Genomic DNA, 24,908 nt, shown 5'->3' with positions numbered 1-24,908 from the left:
GAAAATGTCAGAACGTTTAAAACAGAAGACCGCCGTGGTAACGGGCGCGGGCAGCGGCATCGGCAGCGCCATCGCCTCGCTCTTCGCCCGGCAAGGCGCGCGCGTCGCGCTGCTTGATTTGACGGCGGAGACGACGGAGCCGCTGGCGGCGCAGCTGCGGCAGCAAACAGGCCAGCCTTGCATCGCCTGCGTAGCGGATGTGACGCAGCCGGAACAGGTTGCGGCGGGCGTCCGCCAGGTTGAGGACGCCTTCGGCCATATCGATATTCTGATCAACTGTGCGGGCGTAAATGTCTTTCGCGACGCGCTCGCCCTGACGGAAGACGAGTGGCAGCGCTGTATCAACGTCAATTTACAGGGCCCCTACAACCTGATACGCAGCGTGCTGCCCGGCATGCTAAAGCGCCAGTACGGCAATATCGTCAACGTCGCGTCGGTGCACGGACATAAAATCATTCCCGGCGCCTTTCCCTATCCCGTGGCGAAACATGGCCTGATCGGCCTGACCCGCTCGCTGGGCGTGGAGTACGCCAGCCAGGGCATCCGCATCAACAGCATTTCGCCCGGACTGATCATGACGCCCGCGGCGGAAGCCTGGCTGGCCAGCTGCCCGGACCCGGCTGCGGAACGGCAAAGACAGCAAAATCTGCTGCCCTGCAAAAGGATCGGCGAACCCGACGAGGTCGCCTACACCGCGCTGTTTTTAGCCTCTGACGAAGCGCGTTTTATTAATGCGACCGACATTGTGATCGACGGCGGCCGGAGCCAGGTCTATCACGACTAAAGGCGCCGACGCGCTTATCGCACTCTGTCGCCGCCGATAAGGCTCGGCGTCAAAATCATGTGCTGGCTGGCGGTCTCCGGCGCGCTCAGCCGCAGCAGGATGCGCGCCGCCGCGGCGCGTCCCATCTCCCGCGCCGGGCTGCAGACAAAGGTGAGCGGCGGATCGCTCAGGTTCGCCTGGGGCTCGTCGCTGAAACCCACCAGCGCCATCTGCTGGGCGTAATAGCTGTCAACCGCGCCCTGACCCAGCGTGCGCCCGCTGCGCAGCAGCGCGAAGTAGCCGCCCAGCGCGGTGGCGGCGTTGGCGGCGATAATGGCCGTCAGCCGCGGATGGCGCTGCAGCAGCTGCGTGGTTGCCTCGGCCGCCGCCTTCTGGCTCTCTTCGCACTCGATAATCCACTCCGGCTTAAAAGGCAGGCCGTACTGCAGCAGCGTGGCGCAGTAGCCGCCGATACGCTCGGCGCGCGTCAGCGACGCGCCGCTGCCGCCCAGCCAGGCGATATGCTGATGTCCCTGACGGATGAGATATTCCGTCGCCATGCGCGCGCCCAGCGCGTTGTCGGGCCGCAGGCTGTCCGTCCCCTCCAGATAGCTGGCGCGCGAGGCGCAGATCAGCGGCAGCCCGATCTCGGCGGCGCGCGTCGCCAGCGCCGCGCCGTTGCCCGCATCGCCGCCCAGCACCACGCCGTCGACGCCCTGCGCCACCAGCGCCTCGAAGCAGCGTGCCAGATGCCGCCCCTGCGCGCCGCTCTGGGCCAGCACCAGCATCTTGTCCTGCGCCTCCAGCGCCTCGCTGAGCCCGGCCGTCATCTCAGCATAAAACCGCTGGCTCAAATCCCTGACGATCAGGCCGATTACGCCGCTGGCGCCGCCGCGCAGCGCGGCCGCCGTGCGGTTACGCACATAGCCTGACTGCTCGATCGCCTCATTGACCCGCGCCGCCGTGGCGGGAGAGATGCGGCCTTTGCCGGACAGCACCAGCGAAACGGTGGTGACGGAGACGCCAGCCGCCTCGGCGACGTCGTTAATGGTGATTTTTTGCTGCGACATGTTGCACGCCTGCGGAAAGCTCTTACATGGCCGTATCATATAGGTAAAACGTTAAACCTGCCGAATAAACTTAACCTTTCCGCGCGAGCGCACAATGTGACAGGCCGCTCAAAACCATGTGATAAAACGTTTTATCATCTTTTCACCTCATTCTGCCGCCACTTTCTTTCCAGGAGAAAATATGTCCGCTCCACTTCCGCGCCTGTCGCTCTGGGAGTTTTTTCAGAGTCTGGGCAAGACCTTCATGCTGCCTGTCGCCCTGCTGTCGTTTTGCGGCATTATGCTTGGCATCGGCAGCTCGCTCAGCAGCCGCGACGTGCTGACGCTCATCCCGCTGCTGGACCAGCCGCTGCTGCAGCATCTGTTTGTCTGGATGGCGGCTACCGGCGCCTTCGCCTTCCGCTTTCTGCCGGTGATGTTCGCCATTGCCATCCCGCTCGGCATGGCGCGGGAGAATAAAGGCGTTGCCGCCTTCGCCGGCTTTGTCGGCTATACGGTGATGAATCTCAGCACCAACTTCTGGCTCACGATAAAAGGCATTTTACCCACCAGCGACGCCGCGCTGCTGAAGGCGAACAACGTGCAGTCGGTGCTGGGCATCCAGGCGATCGACACCGGCATCCTCGGCGCGGTGATTGTCGGCGTGGTGGTCTTCTGGCTGCATGAGCGTTTCCACACCATCCGGCTGCCGGACGCGCTGGCCTTTTTCGGCGGCACGCGCTTCGTTCCCATCATTACCCTGCTGGTTACCGGCCTGCTCGGCCTGGCGGTGCCGCTTATCTGGCCTTTCTTCGCGCGCGGCATCGCCGGTCTCGGCTGGATGATCAACGGCGCGGGCGACTTTGGCCCGATGCTGTTCGGCACCGGCGAACGCCTGCTGCTGCCGTTTGGTTTGCAGCATATTCTGGTGGCGATTATTCGCTTTACCGACGCGGGCGGCACCATGGAGGTGTGCGGCAAAACCGTCAGCGGCGCGCTGACCATTTTCCAGGCGCAGCTCGCCTGCCCGGAAGTGCATGGCTTTTCGGAAAGCGCCACTCGCTTTCTCTCGCAGGGAAAAATGCCCGCGTTTCTCGGCGGCTTGCCGGGCGCGGCGCTCGCCATCTACCACTGCGCCAGGCCGGAGAATCGCCATAAGATCAAGGGCCTGCTGATTTCCGGCGTGGTGGCCTGCGTGGTCGGCGGCACCACCGAGCCGATCGAGTTCCTGTTTCTGTTCGTCGCGCCGGCGCTCTATCTGCTGCACGCGCTGCTCACCGGGCTCGGCTTTACGCTGATGGCGGTGCTCGGCGTCACCATCGGCAATACCGACGGCAATATCATCGATTTTGTGGTGTTCGGCATCCTGCACGGCCTCGCCACCAAATGGTACTGGGTGCCGGTCGCGGCCGCGCTGTGGTTCGCGGGCTACTATGCGCTGTTCCGCTTCGCCATCATCCGCTTCAATATCGCCACGCCTGGGCGTGAAAAAGAGAGCGGCGTCGAGCGACAGGTGAGCCGCGCCGGCGCGGGCAAATCGGGCTATAACGCCCCCGCTATCCTCGACGCGCTGGGCGGCGTGGAGAATATCAGTTCGCTGGATAACTGCCTGACCCGCCTGCGCCTGCGCATCGTCGATATGAGCAAGGTCGATGACGCCGCGCTCAAGGCCAACGGCGCCATCGGCGTGGTGCACCTCAGCCCGGTTACGCTGCAGGTGGTGATCGGACCTCAAGTGCAGTCCGTTAAGGACGAGCTGGCGTCGCTGATGAATGTGACGGTGTAACGAATATGACGAAACCTTTTGATTTCGGCCAGGCGATCGACCGGCGCGGCAGCTACTGCACGCAGTGGGATTTTGTCGCCGATCGCTTCGGCGCGCCGGATCTGCTGCCCTTCACCATTTCGGATATGGATTTCGCCGTCGCGCCCGCTATTCGTGATACCTTGCAGCAGCGGCTCGACCACGGCGTGTTCGGCTACAGCCGCTGGCAGCATAGCGACTTTCTCTCGGCGATCTGCCACTGGATGCAGACGCGATTCAGCGCGACGCCGGATGAGAGCGCGCTGGTCTACGCGCCGTCGGTGATCTACATGGTGGCGCAGATGGTACGCCGCTGGACCGCGCCAGGCGACGAAGTGCTAATCCATACGCCCGCCTATGACGCCTTTTACGCCTTGTTGACTGCCAGTCAACGGCAGATTCTGGCGCAGCCGCTGCAGCGCGATGCCCGGGGCTGGCGCTGCGATATGCAGGCGCTGGAGCAGAAACTTGCCCGGCCGGGCTGCAAAGTGATGCTGCTCTGCAGCCCGCACAACCCCACCGGCAAGGTCTGGACGCGCGACGAACTGACGCAGATGGCGACGCTGTGCGAGCGTTATCAGGTGCGGGTGATCAGCGATGAAATCCATATGGATATGGTAATGGCTGACGTTGTGCATTTGCCCTGGAGCGAAGTGGCGCGCAGCGACTGGGCGCTGTTCACCTCGGCATCGAAAAGTTTCAACGTGCCGGCGCTGACCGGCGCATGGGGAATCATTCCCGACCCTGCCGAGCGCCAGGCGTTTCTGCGCCAGATGAAGGCGGCAGACGGCCTCTCGTCCCCTGCGGTTCTCGCCGTCGCGGCGCACATCGCCGCCTATCGTCACGGCGCGCCCTGGCTCGACGCGCTGCGCGACTATCTGCGGGCGAATATGCAGTGGCTCGCGCAGCGGCTCAACGGCGCGTTTCCGCAGCTTGGCTGGCAGCCGCCGCAGGCGACCTATCTGGCGTGGATCGATCTCAACCCGCTCGGCGTCGACGAGGCGGCGCTACAGCAGCAGCTTATCCAGCGGCAAAAGGTGGCGATAATGCCCGGCTCGACCTACGGCGACGCAAGCCGGGGCTTTCTGCGCCTTAACGCCGGCTGTCCGCGCAGCAAGCTGGAGGATGGCGCGGACCGCCTGATCGCGGCGCTGCACGCGCTCGGGGTTTGATTACGGGCGGCTGAACAGCCGCCCTTTCGCCTACTATCCCAGCAGTTGCGGCGCGGGTTGCGCAAAGGGCTCGCTATGTTGCGCAAGTTGTTTCTATAATGGTCTGCACTTTTATTCCTGTCAGAGAGTGCAGCATGTTCGATTCCAGCCTTCCCGTTACCGATATTCATCGCCATCTTGACGGCAACATCCGCGCGCAAACCATTCTGGATTTAGGCCGCCAGTTCAACCTCGCCCTGCCCGCCGCCACGCTGGAAGCGCTGCGTCCCCACGTTCAGGTAGTGGAAAACCAGCCCGATCTGGTGAGCTTCCTGAATAAGCTCGACTGGGGCGTTAAGGTGCTGGGCGATCTCGACGCCTGCCGCCGCATCGCGCTGGAAAATGTGGAAGATGCGGCGCGCGCCGGCATCCACTACGCCGAGCTGCGCTTCTCCCCGGGCTACATGGCGATGAACCATAACCTGCCGGTGGCGGGCGTGGTGGAAGCCGTCATCGACGGAGTTAAAGCGGGCTGCCAGAAATATAACGTCGACGTGCGCCTGATCGGCATCATGAGCCGCACCTTCGGCGACGAAGCCTGCCTGCGCGAGCTGGAAGGCCTGCTGGCGCACCGCGATCATATTACCGCCGTCGATCTGGCTGGCGACGAGCTGGGCTTTCCCGGCAGCGAGTTTCTGAGCCACTTCACTCAGGCGCGCGACGCCGGTTTCCGCGTCACGGTGCATGCGGGCGAAGCGGCCGGTCCGGAGAGCATCTGGCAGGCGATCCGCGAGCTGGGCGCCGAGCGTATCGGCCACGGCGTGAAGGCGATTGAAGACCGCGCGCTGATGGATTTTCTCGCCGAGCACCGCATCGGCATCGAGTCCTGCCTGACCTCCAATATCCAGACCAGCACCGTCTCCTCGCTGGCGCACCATCCGCTGAAACAGTTCCTGGAGCACGGCATCCTGGCGACCATCAACACCGACGATCCGGCGGTTCAGGGGATTGAACTGGCGCACGAGTATCAGCACGCCGCGCCCGCTGCCGGGCTGAGCGCCGCGCAGATCCGCCAGGCGCAGGAGAACGGTTTGACCATCGCCTTCCTGAGCGACGCCGAGAAAATCGCTATCCGCAATAAAGTGCCGGCGTAAAAAAAAGGCCGCGGATGCGGCCTTAGTTTGTCGGTAAGGTGCTGACGCGGGTGATATCGCCCGCGTTTTAAGTTTCCCGCTGTCTGAGATCCGGCCACGGCTTTATATATGCAGCCCGATGCGCAGTTAACCTTTGCCTGTTACTTCAGCGAGAGCGTCTGGCGCTTCTCCGCCGACTGCAGTCCCAGCTCGATCAGCTCCATCACCTGGATCGCCTCTTCCGCCGTCACCGGGTTATTGCCGCGCCCGCTAATCGCATCGCGCACCGCCGCGTAATAGGCAGGATAGTTGCCCGGCTGCGTCATCAGCGTCTCTTCCTTGACGCCTTCGCCGTCGGCCAGCGTCAGGACGCCGTCGCGCATATCGTAGCCCCAGTCCTCGGCCGGCGGGAAATCGCCCGCCTTCAGCCGATCCTCCTGCGGATCCAGGCCGTATTTGACGTAGCTGCCGCGCGTGCCGTGCACCACGTAACGCGGCGACTCGGCCGCCACCAGCATGCTGGCGTGCAGCACCACGCGACGCTGCGGATAGGTCAGCGTGGCGTGGAAGTAGTCGGTGGTCTGCGCGCCGGGACGCATCTCCGCCATATCGACGTTGATGGCGACCGGCGCGCCGAACAGCTGCAGCGCCTGATCGAGCAGATGCGGCCCCAGGTCGTACCAGATGCCGCTGCCGGCGCCTTTCATCTCGCGCCAGCGCTGACGCACTTCAGGGCGGAAGCGATCGAAATGCGATTCAAAATAGCGCACTTCGCCCAGCGTGCCCTCTTTCAGCAGCTGTTTCAGGGTCAGGAAATCGCTGTCCCAGCGGCGGTTGTGGAATACGGAAAGCAGCAGGCCTTTGGCCTTCGCCAGCGCTTCCAGCTCGCGCGCCTGTGACAACGTCACGGTAAAGGGCTTATCCACCACCACATGCTTGCCGGCGTTCAGCGCAGCCTTGGCCAGCGGGAAGTGGGTATCGTTGGGCGTAGGGATCACAATCAGCTGCAGCGACGGGTCCTCTAACAGCGCCTGAGGATCGGCCACCACTTTTACCTGCGGCCAGTCAGCGTGCACTTTCCCTTCGTCGCTACTGGAGATGGCGGCCAGCTCGACGTCCGCCGTGCCCGCAATCAGCGGCGCGTGAAAGGTCTTGCTCGCGAAGCCGTACCCTATCAGTCCAACACGAAGTTTGTCGCTCATTATCACTCCTCTTATTCGCATACCCGACTGATTTAAGACCATAGCGTCGGTTAGAACAAGCAGGAATCCCCCGAAAAATCAGGAGATAGCACTCTGCGCCATCGGCCAGGGCGTTTCCGCGAGCAGGGTATCCTGCGCATCCTGATTGCGACGGCGAAAATCGCTGGGGCTGACGCCGACCCGTTTGCGAAACACGCGTGAAAAGTAGAGCTGGTCGTCGTAGCCCACTTCGCGCCCGACGCTGGCGATCGGCTCCTGGGTGGTTTGCAGCAGCAGTTTGGCGCGGATTACGCGCTGGTCTTCGCGCCAGCGCAGCAGATTGACGCCCATCTGTTCGCGGAACAGGTGGGCCAGGCGCGACGGCGACAGGCAGACGTGGCGCGCCACCTCTTCGATCTTCACTTCGCTGGCCAGATGGTTGGTGACGTACTGGCAGGCCTCGATGATGCGCGGATCGCGCACCTGCTGATGGCTGCGCGGATCTTCCTCTACCGCGCGCAGCAGCAGGCGCTCCAGCAGGTTCATCGCCAGCTCTTCGGCGAAGCGGCGGCCGGAATTATGGGTTTGCTCGATGCTGGCGAACAGGCGGTCGAATTCGGCGCGCAGCGTTTCGTTGAGATGCAGCCGCCCGACGCCTTCACGCGCGTCCTGCCACTGCAGCCAGTCGTTCCAGTAGGCGCGAGGACGGAAGTAGACCCAGCGGTGGTGCCACTCCGGGCTGTCAGAGGCGCGCCCGTAGTAGTGCGGCGTTTTCGGCTGAAACAGCAGCATATCGCCCGGCAGGCAGTCAAAGCCGTTTTCGCCGTCGAACACCCGGCCCTTGCCTTTGATCGTGAGGTTAAGAATGAAGCCTTTCATGCCGTGCGGACGGTCAATAAAAAAATCGAGCGGACCGTCGGCCGCAATCGGCGTCAGCCCGGCGACCAGCCAGGCGTTGAAGGGATAACCGGGCAACAGAGGATTTTGCTGCGCCGCTGTGGATTCACGGTGGTACATAACGTCCTCACTCAGTCAGGGTTAAACAGAGCGCGGCGCCTGGGCGCCGCCTCCTTTTGCCGTCAGGCTTTATGCTTTTGTTTATAGCGGTCGAAAATCACCGCCGCTAACAATATCAGACCACGCACCACGTACTGTGAGAATGGCGAGATATTGAGTAAATTCATCGCATTTTCAACGGTGCCGAGGATCAGCACGCCTGCAACCACATAGGAAATTTTGCCGATGCCGCCCTTCAGCGAGACGCCGCCCAGCACGCAGGCGGAGATCACCACCAGCTCATACCCCAGCGAGGTCATCGGCTGGCCGCTGGTCATGCGCGAGGCAAGAATAATGCCCGCCGCCGCCGACACCAGACCGGAGAGAATAAAGATGATGATGCGCGTGCGCACCACCGGCACGCCCGCCAGCCGCGCCGCCTCTTCGTTGCCGCCGATCGCCAGCGTGTTCCGGCCGAAGGTGGTTTTGTTGAGCAGGAAGCCGAAAATCAGCATGGTGCCGATAGTGAGCCAGATCGGCGCAGGCACGCCGAGCCAGTTTGCAAAGCCGAGGGTGAAGAAGCGCTCATCTTCGATGCCGACCGCCTTGCCGTCGGAGAAGATATAGGCCAGGCCGCGAACGATCTGCATGGTCGCCAGCGTCGTGATCAGGGCGTTGATCTTCAAACGCGCAATCACAAAGCCGTTGACAAAGCCGGTGGCGACGCCAATCAGCAGGCCAGCAAAGACGCCGATCCACAGGCTTTCGGTCATGTTGATCACCACCGCGGTGACGACGCCCGCGCAGGCGATCACCGAGGCGACCGACAGGTCGAAATCGCCGGAGGCGAGGCAGAACAGCATGCCGCATGCCACCATGCCCGACATCGACATCGCCAGCCCCAGCCCTTTCATATTGATAAAGGAGCCGAAATTAGGCACGAAGACGGCGCAGGCGACGAACAGCAGCGCGAACACCACCAGCATGCCGAAGTTATCCCAGATACGCCCGAAGCGCATGCCGCTGCGCTGCTGCACCGGCGGCGTACCTGAAGTTGCGGATGAAGACATAATATTTTCCTCTGTCAGGCCACAGCGGCCGCTTGGGTGGTTTTAGGCATCGCCAGGCTCAGCGTCTGCTGCTCCGTGGCGGCGTCATGCAGCAGCTCGCCGGCGATGGCGCCTTCGCGCATCACCACGATGCGGTCGGCCAGGCCCATCACTTCCGGCAAATCGCTGGAGGCGAACAGCACCGCGATGCCTTTGCTCGCCAGCTGATAGATCAGGTTATAGATTTCATGCCTGGCGCCGACGTCGATGCCGCGCGTCGGCTCGTCCAGCAGGATCACTTTCATCTCTTCCGACAGCCAGCGGCCGAGAATGGCCTTCTGCTGGTTGCCGCCGGAAAGATTCATGATCAGCTGCTCGGCGTGAGGCGTTTTAATATTGAGCGAGCGAATATGGCTGTCGGCGTTGCGGGTCTCCCACTGATTTTTGATCAGGCAGCCGGCGGTCAGGTTGTGACGTCGCGCGCTGATATTGATGTTGTCGCGCACCGAGTGCACCGGGATGATTCCTTCGGCTTTGCGGTCTTCCGGGCAGAGCATCACGCCGGCGCGGATCGCGTCGATCGGCTCGCGCAACTTCAGCACCTCGCCGTCCAGCAGAATGCGCCCGCCGCGCAGCCGGGTCGCGCCGAAGATGCCCTTCATCAGCTCGCTGCGTCCAGCGCCCACCAGCCCGAACAGGCCGACGATTTCACCGGCGCGCACCTCGAGCGAGATGGGCTCGCGCACGCCCTTCGCCTCGACCTTCTCCAGCACCAGGCGCACCGGTCCGTGCGGACGCGGCGTATAGCCGTAGATATCGCCAAGATTGCGTCCCACCATCGCCTGCACCAGATCGTCGTGATGGGTGTTGGCCATGTCGGTAAAGGTGCGCACGTAGCGGCCATCCTTAAAGACGGTAATGGCGTCGCTGAGGGCGAAGATCTCCTCCATGCGGTGCGACACGTAGAGCACCACGCGTCCTTCCGCGCGCAGCTGGCGGATCACGCGGAAAAGATTTTCGATTTCGCGCGCCGACAGCGAGCTGGTTGGCTCGTCAAAGGCGATAATGCGCGCGTTGCGCGCCAGCGCCTTGGCGATCTCCACCATCTGCCACTGGCCGAGTGAAAGATATTTCAGCGGCATATCGGGATCGATATCCATGCCGAGGTTTTTCAGCTGCAGGCCCGCTTCGTAGCGAAGCACCTTGCGGTTCACCAGGCCGCGTTTGTGCGGAATCTGCCCGAGGTAGATATTCTCCGCCACGCTCATCTCCGGCACCAGATGCAGCTCCTGGTAGATAATGGCGACGCCGGCATCCAGCGCCTCGCTGGTATGCTGAAAACTGACCGGCTGGCCTTTAATGCGGATTTCGCCGCCGCTGGGCTGATAGCTGCCGCTGAGAATTTTCAGCAGCGTCGATTTGCCTGCGCCGTTCTCGCCCATCAGGGCGTGCACTTCGCCGCCGCGACAGTCGAACGAGATATCCTGCAGCGCCTTAACGCCGGGAAAAGTCTTGCTGATGCCATGAAACGACAGAAAGGTTGGCTCGCTATTCATGGTAACTCCTCTGGTTTACCGTAAAGGTGCCGCCGACGGGCGGCGGCACGGTACGCGGGTTTACATCAACCCTTTCTTCGCCAGTTCGGTTTTGAAGTTGTCGCGGGTAATCAGCACGACGTCGGTGACTTCGGTGAATTTCGGCGGCTCGGCTCCTTTGCTCACCCACTCATAAAGCATCTGGCTGCTCTTGTAGCCGTGCACGTCCGGGCTGGGCAGCAGCGAGCCGTAGAAGCCGGTCGCTTTGTCTTTCGACAGCTCGCTGATGGCGTCGACGCCGTTGATGCCGATGCCGATCACGTCCGCCGCCTTAAAGCCCTGGCCTTCGGTGGCGCGCACGCCGCCCAGCACGGTGTTGTCGTTCATGCCGACGATCAGCCAGTGTTTCACTTCCGGATGCTGCACCAGCAGCGAGTTGCCGGCGTCAAACGCGCCAGGGATATCGTTGGATTTGGTGGGCACCTGATAGATCTGCGCCGCCGGGAAGCCGGCCGCTTTCAGCGCGTCCATCGAACCGCCGGTGCGGCGGCGCGCGGTATCGAGCTCGTTGGCGGTAATCGCCATTACGCCGGTCTCTTTGGCGTTCCAGCCGCGCTTCTGCATCTCTTTATAGAGTTCCTGCCCCTGACGCTCGCCGATTTTGGTGGCGGCCATCATCACCAGCGGCACGCTGTCCATCGGCTTGCCTTTGGCGTTGACGAACTGGTCGTCGACGGCGATCACCTTCAGATCGTAGCCGCGCGCCTTGGCGACGATAGCGGAGCCGAGTTTGGGATCGGGCGTACAAATAACAAAACCCTTCGCGCCGCTGGCGGCCAGGCTGTCAATGGCGTTAAGGGTCTTCTCGCCGTCGGGAATGGCGATTTTGATCACTTCGAAGCCTAAATCCTTACCGGCTTTGTCCGCGAATTTCCATTCGGTCTGGAACCAGGGTTCTTCGGGCTGCTTAACGAGAAAACCCAGCTTCATGGTTTCGGCGATAGCGGAATGTGACATAACCGCTGCCAGGCCGATGGCCGCGAACGCTTTAGTGAATTTATGCATGATGCTCTCCGGAGCCAGGGTGTTTTTCCCTGCTGTTAACGAATCGGTGTAAACGCTACCAGTCAATTTTCTTTTTTGGGTACAGATGAAAATCAGCGCGTTAGACAAGAGAATGCGTAAAGCCTGTGCAAACGCTGGGCTAGTTGTAGCGGGAAAGTGGATGAAAAATGTAGAGCGGTATCACACCCTGAAATCACGGCAAAATGTTCCATATATTCAGCAATTTTAACCGACCGGTAACTTTTGTCGGCGATCACAAAATCGCTGCCCATGACAGAAAAGTGCATATTCTCAGCCATCGGTGAATAACGTTTCCTGCGCCGCCGCCACAGGATAAGAGACGATTATTCATAACAGGAGATTTCCGATGCGTGCTGGAGCCATCACTCTGGGCCTCGACTTTGGCAGTGATTCGGTGCGTGCGCTGGCGGTAGACTGCGACAGCGGCAGCGAGCTGAAAACCGCCGTCGTGAACTACTCGCGCTGGCAGCAGGGACTGTACAGCGATCCTCACACCAACCGCTTCCGCCACCATCCGCTGGACTATATCGAAGCGATGGAAAAGGCGCTGTTGGGCGTGCTTGACGCGCTTACGCCAGAACAACGTGACAGCGTCACTGGAATCGGCGTCGATACCACCGGTTCGACGCCCGCTCCCATCGACCGCGACGGCAACGTGCTGGCGCTGCGTCCCGACTTTGCCGACAACCCCAACGCCATGTTCGTGCTGTGGAAAGATCACACGGCGATTGAAGAGGCGGAAGCGATTAACCAGCTCTGCCGTAGCGGGCGCTTTACCGACTACAGCCGCTATATTGGCGGCATCTACTCGTCTGAGTGGTTCTGGGCGAAAATTCTGCACGTCTCGCGCGCCGACGCCGCGGTGCGCGACGCCGCCGTATCATGGGTTGAGCTGTGCGACTGGGTGCCGGCGCTGCTGAGCGGCACCACCGCCCCGGCCAGCCTGCGCCGCAGCCGCTGCGCCGCCGGGCATAAGGCGCTGTGGCATCCCGACTGGCAGGGGCTGCCCGACCCCGACTTTCTTAACGCGCTCGACCCGCTGCTGACCCAGCAGCTCGACTCGCCGCTGTTCCACGATACCTGGACCGCCGATATTCCGGTCGGCACGCTGAGCGCCGACTGGGCGCAGCGGCTCGGCCTGAAGCAAAGCGTCACCATCGCCGGCGGCGCGTTCGACTGCCATATGGGCGCCGTCGGCGCAGGCGCACAGCCCTATACGCTGGTGAAAGTGATCGGCACCTCTACCTGCGACATCCTGATCGCCGATGCAGAACAGGTCGGCGAACGCGCGATTAAAGGCATCTGCGGCCAGGTCGACGGCAGCGTCATGCCGGGCGCCATCGGCTGCGAAGCGGGCCAGTCGGCGTTCGGCGATATCTACGCCTGGTTTAGCCGCCTGCTCGGCTGGCCGCTGCAGCAGGCGGCGGCGCAGCATCCTGAACTTCAGCCGCAGCTGGCTGAGCTGCAGCGCAACCTGATCCGCCAGCTGACCGAAGCCTGGGCTGCCGATCCGCAGCTGGATCATCTGCCTGTGGTGCTCGACTGGTTCAACGGCCGCCGCACCCCCAACGCCAACCAGCGCCTGAAAGGGGTCATCACCGATCTCAATCTCGGCACTGATGCCCCCGCGCTGTTCGGCGGCCTGATCGCCGCCACCGCCTTCGGCGCGCGCGCCATTATGGAGTGCTTCGAACAGCAGCAGATCCCGGTCGAGAACATCCTGACGCTGGGCGGCATCGCGCGCAAATCGCCCGCCATCATGCAGGCGTGCTGCGACGTGATGAACCGTCCGCTGGATATCGTCGCCTCCGACGAGTGCTGCGCGCTGGGCGCGGCGATCTTCGCCGCCGTCGCCGCGGGCGTTTACGCCTCGGTGCCCGAGGCGCAGAAAGCGATGGCCAGCCCGATTGCCGTCACGCTACAGCCCGACGCCGCGCGAGTCGTACGCTATCAGCAGCTTTACGAACGTTATCAACTCTGGTGCGCGGCGGCTGAGCCGCAGTATGCGTCGCGCCCCGCCAACGCTAATTAAGGAGTGGTTTTATGGATCAGTACAACGCGCACAGCGTATGGTTTGTGATTGGCACCCAGCACCTTTACGGCGCGGAAACCCTCCGTCAGGTGGAAGAGCACGCGCGCCAGGTGGTCGACGGCCTGAACGCCTCTTCGGCCTTGCCGTTAAAGCTTATCGCCAAACCGCTGGTGAAGTCGCCGGATGAAGCGCTGGCGCTCTGCCGCGACGCCAGCCACGACGACAGCTGCGTCGGCATCATCACCTGGCTGCACACCTTCTCCCCCGCCAAAATGTGGATCGGCGGGCTCAGGGTGCTGAACAAGCCGCTGCTGCAGTTTCATACCCAGTTCAACGCGGAGATCCCGTGGGACAGCATGGATATGGACTTTATGAACCTGAACCAGACCGCGCACGGCGGCCGCGAGTTCGGCTTTATCGGCGCGCGCATGGGGCTGCAGCACAGCGTGATCACCGGCCACTGGCAGGATACGGCGAGCCAGCAGCGCATCGGCAACTGGATGCGCGCCGCCTTCGCGAAGCAGAGCAGCCAGCAGCTGAAAGTGGCGCGCTTTGGCGACAATATGCGCGAAGTGGCGGTTACCGAAGGGGATAAAGTCGCGGCGCAGATCCAGTTCGGCTACGCGGTCAACGGCTGGGGCGTCGGCGATCTGGTCGAGGTGATTAATCAGGTTAGCGACGGTGAGGTTAACGCGTTGATCGACGAGTATGAAAGCCTCTATCGCTTTAGCGACGTGGCGGCCAGCGGCGGCGAGAAGCGTCAGAACGTGCTCGACGCGGCGCGTATCGAGATCGGCATTAAGCGCTTCCTCGACGACGAGGGCTGCAAAGCCTTCACCACCAACTTCCAGACGCTGCACGGCATGACGCAGCTTCCCGGTCTGGCGGTGCAGCGCCTGATGGGACAGGGCTACGGTTTCGCCGGCGAAGGCGACTGGAAAACCGCCGCGCTGCTGCGCATTTTTAAAGTGCTGGCGGGCGATCGCCCCGGCGGCACCTCCTTCATGGAGGATTACACCTATCACTTCTCGCCCGGCAACGATCTGGTGCTGGGCTCGCATATGCTGGAAGTCTGTCCCTCTATCGCCAAAGAGGAGAAGCCGCTGATCGACGTGCAGTTCCTCGGCATCGGCGGCAAAGCCGATCCGGCGCGCCTGATCTTCTCAACCCCGGCCGGCCGCGCGGTCAATGCCAGCGTAATCGATATGGGCGACCGTTTCCGCCTGCTGGTGAACGTGGTGGATGCGATTGAGCAGCCGAAGCCGCTGCCGAAGCTGCCGGTCGCGCGCGCCCTGTGGCGCGCCCAGCCGTCGCTGGCCACCGCGTCGGAGGCCTGGATTCTGGGCGGCGGCGCGCACCATACGGTGTTTAGCCAGGCGCTGACGCTGGAGGATATGTATCTCTACGGCGAGATGAACGACATCGAAGTGCTGGTGATCGACGAGCACACGCGCCTGCCGGCGTTTAAAGACGCGCTGCGCTGGAATGAGGTGTATTACCGTTCGAAACGCTAAGCTGCGGGTTGAGAAAAATCAGCGCCGACTTTTAAAGTCGGCGTTTTCTTTTATCAGGCCTGAGCTGATCGGTCGGGAAGATGGGCAGTTCCGTGAAGACGGCGTAAATCCATCCCTGGAGCCTCGGCCTCGCCTTACTCGCCCCATCCCTGGGGCTCGCCCGCAAGCGGGCCAACGCTATGCGTTGTTCAAAAACGCTCCCGGCGTTTTTGTCCATGGCTCGGACGCTTCACTCCACTGCCCATCCTCCCTCCTTTATGAAACTCTGTGCGATAGTTTTAAACAGCCATAAAAATGCTCAACCGTGGAAGGGGGTTCTGCCCGAAGAGCAAAGCGTCCAAGCCAGGATGGCGAGGCCGATCCGCATGGATGCGGGAATCCTTTGCGATCGGGCAGAACCCCCTTTCACGTCGCACATTCTCACCGCTACGCCACCACGCCGCACATTCTCGCCGCCAATCTTAAAACAAAAAGCCGCCCGCAGGCGGCTTAACTCACATCCGACCGGTCAGGTCGCTATCCGCTTCACCGGCGCATTCTTCTGCCGATCCCACATCACCGTCAGCAGACGCTGCAGCGCGATAAACGCGAACAGCAAAATACCGATGGCGATCTTGGTCCACCAGGAGCTCAGCGTGCCGTCAAAATTAATCCAGGTCTGAATCAGCCCCTGAATCAACACGCCGAACAGCGTGCCCAGCACCGTCCCGACGCCGCCGGAGAGCAACGTCCCGCCGATCACCACCGAAGCGATAGCGTCCAGCTCGACGCCCAGCCCCGCCAGCGCATAGCCCGCTGAGGTATAAATCGAGAAAACGATGCCCGCCAGCGTCGCCAGCGTGGTCGACAACATATAGATGCGGATCGTGGTTGCGCGCGTGGAGATGCCCATCAGCTGCGCCGAGGTCACACTGCCGCCGACCGCGTAAACCTGATTGCCGAAGCGCGTACGGTGCGCCAGCAAAATGCCGCCCACCACCACCAGCAGCATCACCAGCGCCAGCAAACTCAGGCGACCGCCGCCCGGCACCTTCCACGCCAGGCTGGAGAGCGTGGCGTAGAGCGGATGATCGATGGGAATCGAATTTTCCGAAACCAGATAGCTACAGCCGCGCAGAAAAAACATCCCCGCCAGCGTAATAATAAACGCCGGAATCTTCAGCGCGTCGATCAGCCAGCCCATCATGGCGCCGAACAGCGCGCCCGCGGCCAGAATAATGGCGAACGCCAGCAGCGGATGAATATGCAAATCGCCGATGGCGCGCGCCAGAAACACGCCGGTAAAGGCGATCACCGCCCCCACCGACAGATCGATGCCGCCGGAGAGGATCACAAAGGTCATGCCGACGGCGATAATACCCAAAAAAGCGTTATCGGTGAGGATATTGCAGATCACGCGCGTCGAGGCGAAGCCGGGAAACTGGCTCAGACAGAACAGATAGCCGGCGACAAACACCAGCAGCGTAATCATCAGGGGAAGATGACGTTTAATCATTGAGGCCGTCTCCGTTTCAACATCGCCAGAAAGCGCGGCGACTGCAGCAGCAGCACGCCCATCACCACCACCGCCTTCACCACCTGATTCAGCTCCGGCGGAAAGCCCGAAAGCAGAATGCCGGTGTTCATCGCCTGAATAATCAGCGCGCCGATCAGCGACAGCATCAGATTAAAACGGCCGCCCATCAGCGAAGCGCCGCCGATCACCACCGCGAGGATTGCATCCAGCTCCAGCCACAGGCCGGCGTTATTGGCATCCGCGCCGCGAATATCGGCGGTCACGATCAGGCCCGCCACCGCTGCGCACAGCCCGCTGATCACATAGGTGGACATCACCACCAGCCAGCCGGTCACGCCCGCGTTGCGCGCGGCGCGCAGATTAATCCCCACCGCCTCGATAAACAGCCCGAGCGCGGTCTTGCGCGTCAGCAGCCACACCAGCGCCGCCGCCGCCAGGGTAATCCAGACCGGCACCGGCAGCAGCCACAGCGACCCGCTGCCCAGCCACCCGAGCGTCGCGCTGTCGAATGTCACGATCTGCCCCTGGGTAATCAGCTGCGCGATGCCGCGCCCCGCCACCATCAAAATCAGCGTGGCGACAAAAGGCTGAATGCGCAGCAGCGCCACCAGCACGCCGTTCCAGAGACCGCACAGCAGCCCGGCGCCCAGCGCGGAAAAAATCACCGCCGCGAGGCTATGGCCCGACACCGTCAGGGTAGCGGCGGTCGCGCCCGCAATCGCCATTACCGCGCCTACCGAAAGATCGATGCCGCCGGTCGCGATCACCAGCGTCATGCCGATCGCCAGCAGCGCCACCGGCGCGGCGCGGTTAAGAATATCGATCGGGCTGCCGAACAGACGGCCGTCCTGCAGATGCACGGCGAAAAAATTATTCGCCACCAGGCTATCCACCAGCAGCACCAGAATCAGCGCGGCGATTTGCGGCAGGCCCGGCGGCAGGCGAAACTTACGGCGTTCTGGCTTCGTCATATGGGATTCAAGCATGTTGTGCCCCTCCGTCCGCGATGGCGTTAACAATCGACGCCACCGAAAGCTGCTCAAGCGGGATCTCCGCCACCTGTTTCAGGTCGCGCATAATCACTACGCGATCGGCGTAGCCCACCAGCTCCTCCAGCTCGGAAGAGATCACCAGCAGCGCCAGGCCATCGGCGCACAGGGATTCGATCAGGCGAATAATCTCGGCGTGGGCGCCGACGTCGATGCCGCGCGTGGGTTCGTCCAGGATCAGAAACTGCGGTTTGGTCACCAGCCAACGCGACAGCAGCACCTTCTGCTGATTGCCGCCGGAAAGCAGCTCCACCGGCTGATCGGCGTGCGGCGTGCGAATGCCCAGGCTCTTGATAAAGCGCTCGGCGATCGCCTGCTGCTCGCGCCGCTTGATCGGCCGCAGCCAGCCGCGCTGCGCCTGCAGCGCCAGGATAATATTTTCGCGCACCGAGGCGGCGCCGATAATGCCGTCGGTCTTGCGATCCTCCGGACAAAAACCGATGCCGAGACGCGACGCCTGCGCCGGCGAGCGGATCGTCTGGGGTTTGCCTTTAATGGTGGCGACACCGCGATCGGGCCGGCGAATGCCGAACAGCACCTCGGCGGTCTCGGTGCGGCCGGAGCCGAGCAGCCCAGCCAGGCCCACCACTTCTCCTGGGCGCACCTCAAGGTCGAATGGCTCGATAACGCCTTTCTTGCCGTAGTCGCGAAACGACGCCACCGGCTGGTTGCTGCGCAGCGTGTTGCCCTGGCGCTGTAGCGCGGTCTCCAGCAGTTCGCGCCCCAGCATCAGCTTGATTAGCTCGACCTGCGGCAGCGTGGCGGTATCGCGCGTGGCGATAAACTGGCCGTTGCGCAGCACCGTAATGCGGTCGGTGATGCGGTAAACCTGATCGAGAAAGTGAGTAACGAAAATCAGGCTCATTCCTTTGGCCTTCAGCTGCGCCATCAGGGTAAAAAGCATCTCCACTTCGCTGGCGTCGAGGCTGGCGGTCGGCTCGTCGAGGATCAGCACCTGCGCCGAGAGATCGACCGCGCGGCAGATGGCGATAATCTGCTGCATCGCCACCGAGTAGTGCCCCAGCGGACGCGTCACGTCGAGAATAAAACCGTAATTGCGCATCAGCGCGTCGGCATCGCGCACCATCCTGCGTCGATCGACCATGCCGAAACGGCGCGGCTCGCGCCCGATAAACAGATTGTCTGCCACCGACATATTCGGCAGCAGATTGACCTCCTGATAAACGGTGCCGATGCCCATCTTTTGCGCATCGGCGGTGCTGCGCGGCGCAATGGTCTGCCCGTTCAGCGTCAGCGTGCCCGCGTCGCGGCTGTAAACCCCGGTGAGCACCTTAATCAGCGTCGACTTGCCCGCGCCGTTTTCGCCCAGCAGCGCCATAATCTCGCCTTTGCGCACGCTAAACGACACGTTATCCAGCGCCTTCACGCCGGGAAACCCTTTGCTGACGCCGCTGATGGTGAGCAGCGCATCGTCATTGTGCCTAATCATCTTGTCAGCCCCGCCTCAACAGATAAAAAGCCGCTCCGGAGAGCGGCTCGCGGCTCAGTAACCCATGCCTTTTTTCAAATCCAGCTGCGCCTGCGCATCGGCTGGCAGAAAGAGCCGGGTTTCGGTTTTGGTGATCTTCGGCGGCAGCGTGCCGTCTTTTTTGAACTTCTCCAGCGCGTCGAACGCCGGGCCTGCCATATTCGGCGTCAGCTCGACGTTGGCGTTGGCCTCACCCGCCAGCATCGCCTTATAGATATCGGGCACGCCGTCGATTGAGCCGGTAAGAATATCTTTGCCGGGCTTAAGCCCCGCCTCTTTGATTGCCTGAATCGCGCCGATCGCCATATCGTCGTTATGGGCGTAAACCATGCAGATGTTCTTGCCGTTGTTTTCCGCCTTGATAAAGCTCTCCATGACCTCTTTACCCTTGCTGCGGGTAAAGTCGCCTGACTGCGAGCGCACCAGCTTGATATTGGGATGCCCGGCGATCGCCTCGGCAAACCCTTTCTTGCGGTCGATGGCGACGCTGGCGCCCACGGTGCCCTGCAGTTCAACCACGTTGCACGGCTTGTCGCCGACGGTTTTCACCAGCCAGTCGCCAATCAGCTTGCCTTCCAGCACGTTGTCGGCGGTGACCACCGTCATATAGAGCGATTTATCTTTCACCACGATGGCGCGGTCGAGCAGGAAGACCGGGATTTTGGCGTCTTTAGCTTCTTCCAGCACCGGTTCCCAGCCGGTCTGCACCACCGGCGCGATAAAAATCGCGTCGACGCCCTGAGCGATGAACGAACGTACCGCCTTGATCTGGTTCTCTTGTTTCTGCTGACCGTCGGCAATTTTCAGCGTGATGCCGCGTTTCGCCGCTTCGCTTTTCGCCACGCTGGTTTCCGCTGCGCGCCAGCCCGATTCGGAGCCGACCTGAGAGAAGCCGACCGTCAGGTCTGCCGCCATTGCCGGCGCAGCTAGCGCGGCGCTGACCAGCGTGGTCAAAAGTAAACGTTTCCACATAGTTTGCATTCCTCTGAAGGGCTTTTGCGAATAAGGGTAAAGAGCCCGTTTAGCCTGGCGTAAATCAGCGTGAATAAGGGCGACGCGCTTCACAAATTAGTTCAAATTAAAGGGCTTACGTGCAGGTATGGCAGTCTGGCGCGGCGTCGCTCATGGACAAAACGACTGAGTTGATAGAACGTGCTGGTTAAATAAATGTAATAAACAGAATCGCTTATGAAATCTTCCTCTGAAAGCGATTACAATAATACGTAAACTTTGGTCACCGGCCGTAGCGCAGGCGAGATAACGATTTTGTGATTTCTCGCACAGTGCCGCGCTTTAAGCGGCTTAGCGCCCCGCTCCTGGCGCTGCGGATAGCGCCCCCCTGAAAAAAGAGAAAATATGACCTGCCTGAATCCAGCCAGCGCATCGGGCCGCGTAATTCATCCTGCTTTCATGCCTCAGACGAAGCGGATTTAGTCTGAAAAAGCGGTGGTAACGCGCGCGCGCTCTGCCCTGGCGCCGGTTAGCGCAACGGCGCGGCGCGCCAGCTTTTTACCGCTTCGTTTTATGGATGCATGCCTGATAAAAAGTGGCTTTTTTGACGCATTGATAAATAGAAATTAAGAATTTGCCTTTTTTCCAGAATAAGTCGCTGGACAGCCCGCGCCTGCTCCCTATACTGACCGCTTCTCTGTTCTCTCTCATTATGGCAATCATGACTGCACAAGATTACCTGCTCAAATTCCGCAAAGTGAATAATCTGGAAAGTCTGGAAAAGCTCTACGATCACCTTAACTACTCGCTGACCGATGACAGCGAAATTATCAGCATGTACCGCGCGGCGGATCATCGACGCGCTGAGCTGGCGTCCGGTGGGCGACTCTACGACCTGTGCCGCGTGCCGAAAACGGTGTGGCGCTACGTCGTCTGATTAAGGGTTATCAGGCCTGCCGGCGAGACGCCGCTTCTGCGCAGGCAGGCCCTGACTGAACGTGTTATCCTCTCCCGCTTTCCTTGTTGCAACAGGAACTCCTCCATGAATGAATCGGTAACCGCGCCGCGTCTGGGCGGCTGGCTGCTTGTGCCGCTCGCCTGGCTGATTATGATGATGCTCACCAGCGCGATGGTGCTGGCGATGTACCTTAGCCCCCTGTTTAATCCGGTATGGCGCGCCACGCTGTTTTCGCACGGCGGCATGCTGGTGACCAACTGGGCGATCTCCCTGCTTACCGCGCTCGCCGTCTGGCTGTACAGCCTGTGGGTCTGCTGGATTTTCTGCAAACGCTCGCGCCGTCTGCCGCGTCACTACATTATCTGGCTGCTGGTCACGCTGCTGCTGGCGCTGAAGACCTTCGCTTTTACGCCCGTCGCCGACGGCAAGGCCGCCCAGACGCTGCTGCTGGCGCTGCTTGCCGCGGCGGTGTTCGTGCCCTATTTCAAACGCTCTCGGCGGGTGAAATCGACCTTTATCCAGCCGTAACGCCGTGAGTTTCGTCAACAATTTAATTCTGAGTGCGAATCAGGGCGCTGCGTTTCGCGCAGTGGTTGAGATAGCGTCACAGATCACAGATAATGGGCCGCTTTCCGAATCAATGGCGAAAAAATGACCGATTATCTGCTGCTGTTTGTAGGCACTGTGCTGGTGAACAACTTCGTTCTGGTGAAATTCCTTGGCCTCTGCCCCTTTATGGGCGTTTCCAAAAAACTGGAAACGGCGATCGGCATGGGCCTGGCGACCACGTTCGTCATTACCCTGGCGTCGATTTGCGCCTGGCTGGTGAACCATCTGATCCTGGTGCCGCTCGATCTCGTCTACCTGCGCACGATGGCCTATATCCTGGTGATCGCCGTCGTGGTGCAGTTCACCGAAATGGTGGTGCGTAAAACCAGCCCGTCGCTCTACCGCCTGCTCGGCATCTTTCTGCCGCTGATCACCACCAACTGCGCGGTGCTCGGCGTGCCGCTGCTCAGCGTCAACCTGAATCATACCTTTCTGCAGGCGGCGCTTTACGGCTTCAGCGCCTCGCTCGGCTTTTCGCTGGTGATGGTGCTGTTCGCCGGCATGCGCGAACGTCTGGTGCTGGCAAACGTGCCTGCGCCCTTCAAAGGCTCCTCTATCGCGCTGGTGACCGCCGGCCTGATGGCGCTGGCGTTTATGGGCTTTACCGGGCTGGTGAAATTCTGATGAGCGCGATCTGGATTGCCATTATCGTTCTGAGCGCGCTGAGCCTGGTGTTTGGCGCCCTGCTGGGCTATGCCTCGCGCCGCTTCGAAGTCGAAGAAGATCCTATCGTCGAGCAGATCGACGAGCTGCTGCCGCAAAGCCAGTGCGGCCAGTGCGGCTACCCCGGCTGTCGTCCCTATGCGGACGCGGTGGGCAATAACGGCGAGGCGATCAATAAGTGTGCGCCGGGCGGCGAGCAGACCATGCTCAAGCTGGCGGCGCTGCTGAACGTGGACCCGCAGCCGATTGACGGCGACGAAACGGCGAAAGAGCCGGTGCGCACCGTCGCCTGGATTGATGAAGCGAACTGTATCGGCTGCACCAAGTGCATCCAGGCCTGTCCGGTCGACGCCATTGTCGGCGCAACGCGCGCCATGCATACCGTGCTGAGCGACGTCTGCACCGGCTGCGATCTCTGCGTTGCGCCCTGTCCCACCGACTGCATCGAGATGCGTCCCGTGGCGACCACCACCGCTAACTGGAAATGGGATCTTGAGACCATTCCTGTACGGGTGATTCCGGTAGAAAGTCATGCTTAATCTGTTGAATATTTTTCGTAAAGAGAAACTGTGGGATTTCGAGGGCGGCATTCATCCTCCGGAAATGAAAACCCAGTCGAACGGCACGCCGCTGAGCCAGCTGCCGCTGCCGGACCGCTTTATTATCCCGCTGAAGCAGCATATCGGCCATGAGGGCGAGATCTGCGTCGCGCCGGGCGATCGCGTGCTGCGCGGCCAGCCGCTGACTTTCGGCAGCGGCCGGATGCTGCCGGTGCACGCGCCGACCTCCGGCACCATCGACGCCATTGGCCAGCATATGACCGCGCACCCCTCGGGGCTGTCGGAGCTGTGTATTTTTATGTCGCCGGACGGCGAGGACCGCTGGACGCTGCTCGAGCCGATGGCGGACTACCGCCAGCGCGAGCGTGCCGCCATTGTGCAGCGCATTCATGACGCCGGCGTTGCCGGTCTTGGCGGCGCAGGCTTTCCCACCGGCACCAAGCTGCGCGGTGGCCTGCGCGGGGTGAAAACCCTGATTATCAACGCCGCCGAGTGCGAGCCCTATATCACCGCCGACGATCGCCTGATGCAGGATTATGCCGCCGAAGTGCTGGAAGGCAGCCGCATCCTCGCCTGGGTGCTGCAGGCCGAGCGCGTGCTAATCGGCATCGAAGACAATAAGCCGGAAGCGATTGCCGCGCTGAAGCAGGCGCTGGGTGGCGAGCGCGATCTGCACATCCGCGTCATTCCGACCAAATATCCCTCCGGCGGCGCGAAGCAGCTCACCAAAATTCTTACCGGACTGGAAGTGCCGCACGGCGGACGCTCTACCGATATCGGCGTGCTGATGCAGAACGTCGGCACCGCCTGGGCGGTGAAGCGCGCGGTGATCGACGGCGAGCCGCTGACCGAGCGCGTGGTGACCCTGACCGGCGAGGCGATTGCGCAGCCGCGCAACGTCTGGAGCCGCATCGGCACCCCCATCAGTCATCTGCTGCATCAGGTCGGCTTTACCCCCGCGCCGCGTCAGATGGTGATTATGGGCGGCCCGCTGATGGGCTTTACCCTGCCGTCGCTTGACGTGCCGGTGGTGAAAATCACCAACTGTATTCTCGCGCCTTCCGCCAGCGAAATGGGCAATAACGAGGAAGAACAGTCCTGTATTCGCTGCTCCGCCTGCGCCGACGCCTGCCCGGCGAAACTGCTGCCGCAGCAGCTTTACTGGTATAGCCAGGGCGGCGATCACGATAAAGCGCGCGCCCACCATATCGACGACTGCATCGAGTGCGGTGCCTGCGCCTATGTCTGCCCGAGCAATATTCCGCTGGTGCAGTACTACCGGCAGGAGAAGGCGGAACTGCGCGCTATCGATCTTGAGGCGAAGCGCACCGCCGAGGCGAAAGCGCGCTTCGAGGCGCGTCAGGCGCGTCTGGAGCGTGAGAAGCTGGCGCGCGAAGCGAAACATGAGCAGGCGAAGCAGCGCGTGGCGCGCAGCGATGAAGGCGAGCTGGCCGCCGCCCGCGAACGCGTGATGGCGAAACGGCAGGCGGCGGGCTTAGTGGATCCGGCGGTAGAGGAAGCGCAACGTCAGGCGCGTCATGCGCAGGCGCATCTGCGCCAGGCGGAAGCGCAGGCGGAAACCCAGCCGGTGACGCGTCAGACCGCAGATCCGCGTAAGGCGGCGGTGGACGCCGCTATCGCCCGTGCCAAAGCGAAGAAAGCCGCGCAGCCGGAAGCGGCGGAAGCACCCCAGACTGAGGCGGTCGATCCACGCAAGGCGGCGGTCGAAGCCGCCATCGCCCGCGCTAAAGCGAAAAAAGCGGAAGCGGCCCAGGCCGCCGCCGGCACCCCGACCGACGAGGTGCAGCCGGTCGAGGATA

Annotated in this window: 21 protein-coding genes; 11 read left to right on the top strand and 10 right to left on the bottom strand. The window is 61.9% G+C overall.

From position 1 onward, the window contains the following. Window positions 1-4 precede the first annotated feature (4 nt). Window positions 5-784 carry an SDR family oxidoreductase gene (locus tag HA46_RS02145; protein ID WP_084882031.1) on the top strand — a complete coding sequence of 260 codons (780 nt, stop codon included), beginning with the start codon at window positions 5-7 and terminating at the stop codon, window positions 782-784. A 14-nt stretch (window positions 785-798) separates the two neighbouring features. On the opposite strand, the gene malI is transcribed toward HA46_RS02145, so the two are convergent. Beyond that, on the bottom strand, window positions 799-1,833 hold the full coding sequence (gene malI, locus HA46_RS02140) for a Mal regulon transcriptional regulator MalI (RefSeq protein ID WP_084882030.1): 1,035 nt from the start codon (window positions 1,831-1,833) through the stop codon (window positions 799-801). 181 nt (window positions 1,834-2,014) lie between these two features. Here malI and malX point away from each other — a divergent pair, with 181 nt between their 5' ends. The 3 genes from malX (at window position 2,015) to add (ending at window position 5,921) form a co-directional block, all read left to right on the top strand. Next, a complete protein-coding gene (malX, locus tag HA46_RS02135) occupies window positions 2,015-3,598 on the top strand; it encodes a maltose/glucose-specific PTS transporter subunit IIBC (protein ID WP_033789923.1) in 1,584 nt (527 codons plus the stop codon). Window positions 3,599-3,603: 5 nt separating this feature from the next. Continuing rightward, on the top strand, window positions 3,604-4,788 hold the full coding sequence (locus HA46_RS02130; protein ID WP_084882029.1) for a MalY/PatB family protein: 1,185 nt from the start codon (window positions 3,604-3,606) through the stop codon (window positions 4,786-4,788). Window positions 4,789-4,922: 134 nt separating this feature from the next. Further along, window positions 4,923-5,921: an adenosine deaminase gene (add, locus tag HA46_RS02125; protein WP_033789921.1), complete on the top strand. Its 999-nt coding sequence runs from the start codon at window positions 4,923-4,925 to the stop codon at window positions 5,919-5,921. A gap of 140 nt (window positions 5,922-6,061) precedes the next feature. Here add and HA46_RS02120 read toward each other — a convergent pair whose 3' ends face one another. From HA46_RS02120 to HA46_RS02100, 5 genes are all read right to left on the bottom strand, one after another. Continuing rightward, a complete protein-coding gene (locus HA46_RS02120) occupies window positions 6,062-7,102 on the bottom strand; it encodes an oxidoreductase (RefSeq protein ID WP_033789920.1) in 1,041 nt (346 codons plus the stop codon). A gap of 78 nt (window positions 7,103-7,180) precedes the next feature. Beyond that, a complete protein-coding gene (araC, locus tag HA46_RS02115) occupies window positions 7,181-8,098 on the bottom strand; it encodes an arabinose operon transcriptional regulator AraC (RefSeq protein ID WP_033789919.1) in 918 nt (305 codons plus the stop codon). A 62-nt stretch (window positions 8,099-8,160) separates the two neighbouring features. Then, window positions 8,161-9,147 carry an L-arabinose ABC transporter permease AraH gene (gene araH / locus HA46_RS02110; protein WP_033789918.1) on the bottom strand — a complete coding sequence of 329 codons (987 nt, stop codon included), beginning with the start codon at window positions 9,145-9,147 and terminating at the stop codon, window positions 8,161-8,163. A 14-nt stretch (window positions 9,148-9,161) separates the two neighbouring features. Beyond that, window positions 9,162-10,682, bottom strand: a complete 1,521-nt coding sequence (gene araG / locus HA46_RS02105) for an L-arabinose ABC transporter ATP-binding protein AraG (protein WP_084882028.1) — start codon at window positions 10,680-10,682, stop codon at window positions 9,162-9,164. A gap of 60 nt (window positions 10,683-10,742) precedes the next feature. Then, window positions 10,743-11,726 carry an arabinose ABC transporter substrate-binding protein gene (locus HA46_RS02100; RefSeq protein WP_033747366.1) on the bottom strand — a complete coding sequence of 328 codons (984 nt, stop codon included), beginning with the start codon at window positions 11,724-11,726 and terminating at the stop codon, window positions 10,743-10,745. 367 nt (window positions 11,727-12,093) lie between these two features. Between HA46_RS02100 and HA46_RS02095 the strand changes: the two genes are divergently transcribed. Both HA46_RS02095 and araA read left to right on the top strand, forming a co-directional pair. Beyond that, window positions 12,094-13,779 carry a ribulokinase gene (locus HA46_RS02095; RefSeq protein WP_084882027.1) on the top strand — a complete coding sequence of 562 codons (1,686 nt, stop codon included), beginning with the start codon at window positions 12,094-12,096 and terminating at the stop codon, window positions 13,777-13,779. A gap of 11 nt (window positions 13,780-13,790) precedes the next feature. Further along, window positions 13,791-15,293 (top strand): L-arabinose isomerase, encoded by a 1,503-nt coding sequence (gene araA / locus HA46_RS02090; RefSeq protein WP_084882026.1) that lies wholly within the window; start codon window positions 13,791-13,793, stop codon window positions 15,291-15,293. A gap of 508 nt (window positions 15,294-15,801) precedes the next feature. Here the strand turns inward: araA and yjfF are convergent. The 4 genes from yjfF to ytfQ are packed head-to-tail and all read right to left on the bottom strand — an operon-like array spanning window position 15,802 to window position 20,319. Beyond that, on the bottom strand, window positions 15,802-16,788 hold the full coding sequence (yjfF, locus tag HA46_RS02080) for a galactofuranose ABC transporter, permease protein YjfF (RefSeq protein ID WP_033789913.1): 987 nt from the start codon (window positions 16,786-16,788) through the stop codon (window positions 15,802-15,804). Further along, complete coding sequence (gene ytfT / locus HA46_RS02075) at window positions 16,785-17,795, bottom strand: galactofuranose ABC transporter, ATP-binding protein YtfT (protein ID WP_033789912.1); 1,011 nt, start codon at window positions 17,793-17,795, stop codon at window positions 16,785-16,787. The genes yjfF and ytfT overlap by 4 nt, the downstream gene beginning before the upstream one ends. Continuing rightward, the gene (locus HA46_RS02070) at window positions 17,788-19,308 is read right to left on the bottom strand and encodes a sugar ABC transporter ATP-binding protein (protein WP_084882024.1); all 1,521 of its coding nucleotides are present in this window, start codon (window positions 19,306-19,308) and stop codon (window positions 17,788-17,790) included. The genes ytfT and HA46_RS02070 overlap by 8 nt, the downstream gene beginning before the upstream one ends. Before the next feature lie 54 nt (window positions 19,309-19,362). Further along, complete coding sequence (gene ytfQ / locus HA46_RS02065) at window positions 19,363-20,319, bottom strand: galactofuranose ABC transporter, galactofuranose-binding protein YtfQ (RefSeq protein WP_033789909.1); 957 nt, start codon at window positions 20,317-20,319, stop codon at window positions 19,363-19,365. A gap of 700 nt (window positions 20,320-21,019) precedes the next feature. Here ytfQ and ydgT point away from each other — a divergent pair. From ydgT to rsxC, 5 genes are all read left to right on the top strand, one after another. After that, window positions 21,020-21,235, top strand: coding sequence for a transcription modulator YdgT (gene ydgT / locus HA46_RS02060; RefSeq protein ID WP_033790228.1), 216 nt, complete (start codon window positions 21,020-21,022; stop codon window positions 21,233-21,235). A 105-nt stretch (window positions 21,236-21,340) separates the two neighbouring features. Then, the gene (locus HA46_RS02055; protein WP_033789907.1) at window positions 21,341-21,784 is read left to right on the top strand and encodes a DUF2569 domain-containing protein; all 444 of its coding nucleotides are present in this window, start codon (window positions 21,341-21,343) and stop codon (window positions 21,782-21,784) included. A gap of 123 nt (window positions 21,785-21,907) precedes the next feature. Next, window positions 21,908-22,489, top strand: coding sequence for an electron transport complex subunit RsxA (rsxA, locus tag HA46_RS02050; RefSeq protein ID WP_033747388.1), 582 nt, complete (start codon window positions 21,908-21,910; stop codon window positions 22,487-22,489). Further along, a complete protein-coding gene (rsxB, locus tag HA46_RS02045; protein WP_033747391.1) occupies window positions 22,489-23,067 on the top strand; it encodes an electron transport complex subunit RsxB in 579 nt (192 codons plus the stop codon). Before rsxA ends, rsxB begins: the two co-directional genes overlap by 1 nt. Beyond that, window positions 23,060-24,908: electron transport complex subunit RsxC (gene rsxC / locus HA46_RS02040; protein ID WP_143807570.1), on the top strand; the 1,849-nt coding region annotated here is incomplete at its 3' end. The genes rsxB and rsxC, both read left to right, overlap by 8 nt.

Source organism: Pantoea septica (genome assembly GCF_002095575.1).
GTDB lineage: Bacteria > Pseudomonadota > Gammaproteobacteria > Enterobacterales > Enterobacteriaceae > Pantoea > Pantoea septica.
The sequence above is the reverse complement of the archived record's forward strand: the minus strand, read 5'-3'. Positions and strand labels throughout refer to the sequence as shown.

What these genes read in the sequence shown, in the direction of transcription:
- HA46_RS02145 (WP_084882031.1), top strand. Translation starts at nt 5, where the DNA reads ATGTCAGAACGTTTAAAACAGAAGACCGCCGTGGTAACGGGCGCGGGC.
- malI (WP_084882030.1), bottom strand. Translation starts at nt 1,833, where the DNA reads ATGTCGCAGCAAAAAATCACCATTAACGACGTCGCCGAGGCGGCTGGC.
- malX (WP_033789923.1), top strand. Translation starts at nt 2,015, where the DNA reads ATGTCCGCTCCACTTCCGCGCCTGTCGCTCTGGGAGTTTTTTCAGAGT.
- HA46_RS02130 (WP_084882029.1), top strand. Translation starts at nt 3,604, where the DNA reads ATGACGAAACCTTTTGATTTCGGCCAGGCGATCGACCGGCGCGGCAGC.
- add (WP_033789921.1), top strand. Translation starts at nt 4,923, where the DNA reads ATGTTCGATTCCAGCCTTCCCGTTACCGATATTCATCGCCATCTTGAC.
- HA46_RS02120 (WP_033789920.1), bottom strand. Translation starts at nt 7,102, where the DNA reads ATGAGCGACAAACTTCGTGTTGGACTGATAGGGTACGGCTTCGCGAGC.
- araC (WP_033789919.1), bottom strand. Translation starts at nt 8,098, where the DNA reads ATGTACCACCGTGAATCCACAGCGGCGCAGCAAAATCCTCTGTTGCCC.
- araH (WP_033789918.1), bottom strand. Translation starts at nt 9,147, where the DNA reads ATGTCTTCATCCGCAACTTCAGGTACGCCGCCGGTGCAGCAGCGCAGC.
- araG (WP_084882028.1), bottom strand. Translation starts at nt 10,682, where the DNA reads ATGAATAGCGAGCCAACCTTTCTGTCGTTTCATGGCATCAGCAAGACT.
- HA46_RS02100 (WP_033747366.1), bottom strand. Translation starts at nt 11,726, where the DNA reads ATGCATAAATTCACTAAAGCGTTCGCGGCCATCGGCCTGGCAGCGGTT.
- HA46_RS02095 (WP_084882027.1), top strand. Translation starts at nt 12,094, where the DNA reads ATGCGTGCTGGAGCCATCACTCTGGGCCTCGACTTTGGCAGTGATTCG.
- araA (WP_084882026.1), top strand. Translation starts at nt 13,791, where the DNA reads ATGGATCAGTACAACGCGCACAGCGTATGGTTTGTGATTGGCACCCAG.
- yjfF (WP_033789913.1), bottom strand. Translation starts at nt 16,788, where the DNA reads ATGATTAAACGTCATCTTCCCCTGATGATTACGCTGCTGGTGTTTGTC.
- ytfT (WP_033789912.1), bottom strand. Translation starts at nt 17,795, where the DNA reads ATGCTTGAATCCCATATGACGAAGCCAGAACGCCGTAAGTTTCGCCTG.
- HA46_RS02070 (WP_084882024.1), bottom strand. Translation starts at nt 19,308, where the DNA reads ATGATTAGGCACAATGACGATGCGCTGCTCACCATCAGCGGCGTCAGC.
- ytfQ (WP_033789909.1), bottom strand. Translation starts at nt 20,319, where the DNA reads ATGTGGAAACGTTTACTTTTGACCACGCTGGTCAGCGCCGCGCTAGCT.
- ydgT (WP_033790228.1), top strand. Translation starts at nt 21,020, where the DNA reads ATGACTGCACAAGATTACCTGCTCAAATTCCGCAAAGTGAATAATCTG.
- HA46_RS02055 (WP_033789907.1), top strand. Translation starts at nt 21,341, where the DNA reads ATGAATGAATCGGTAACCGCGCCGCGTCTGGGCGGCTGGCTGCTTGTG.
- rsxA (WP_033747388.1), top strand. Translation starts at nt 21,908, where the DNA reads ATGACCGATTATCTGCTGCTGTTTGTAGGCACTGTGCTGGTGAACAAC.
- rsxB (WP_033747391.1), top strand. Translation starts at nt 22,489, where the DNA reads ATGAGCGCGATCTGGATTGCCATTATCGTTCTGAGCGCGCTGAGCCTG.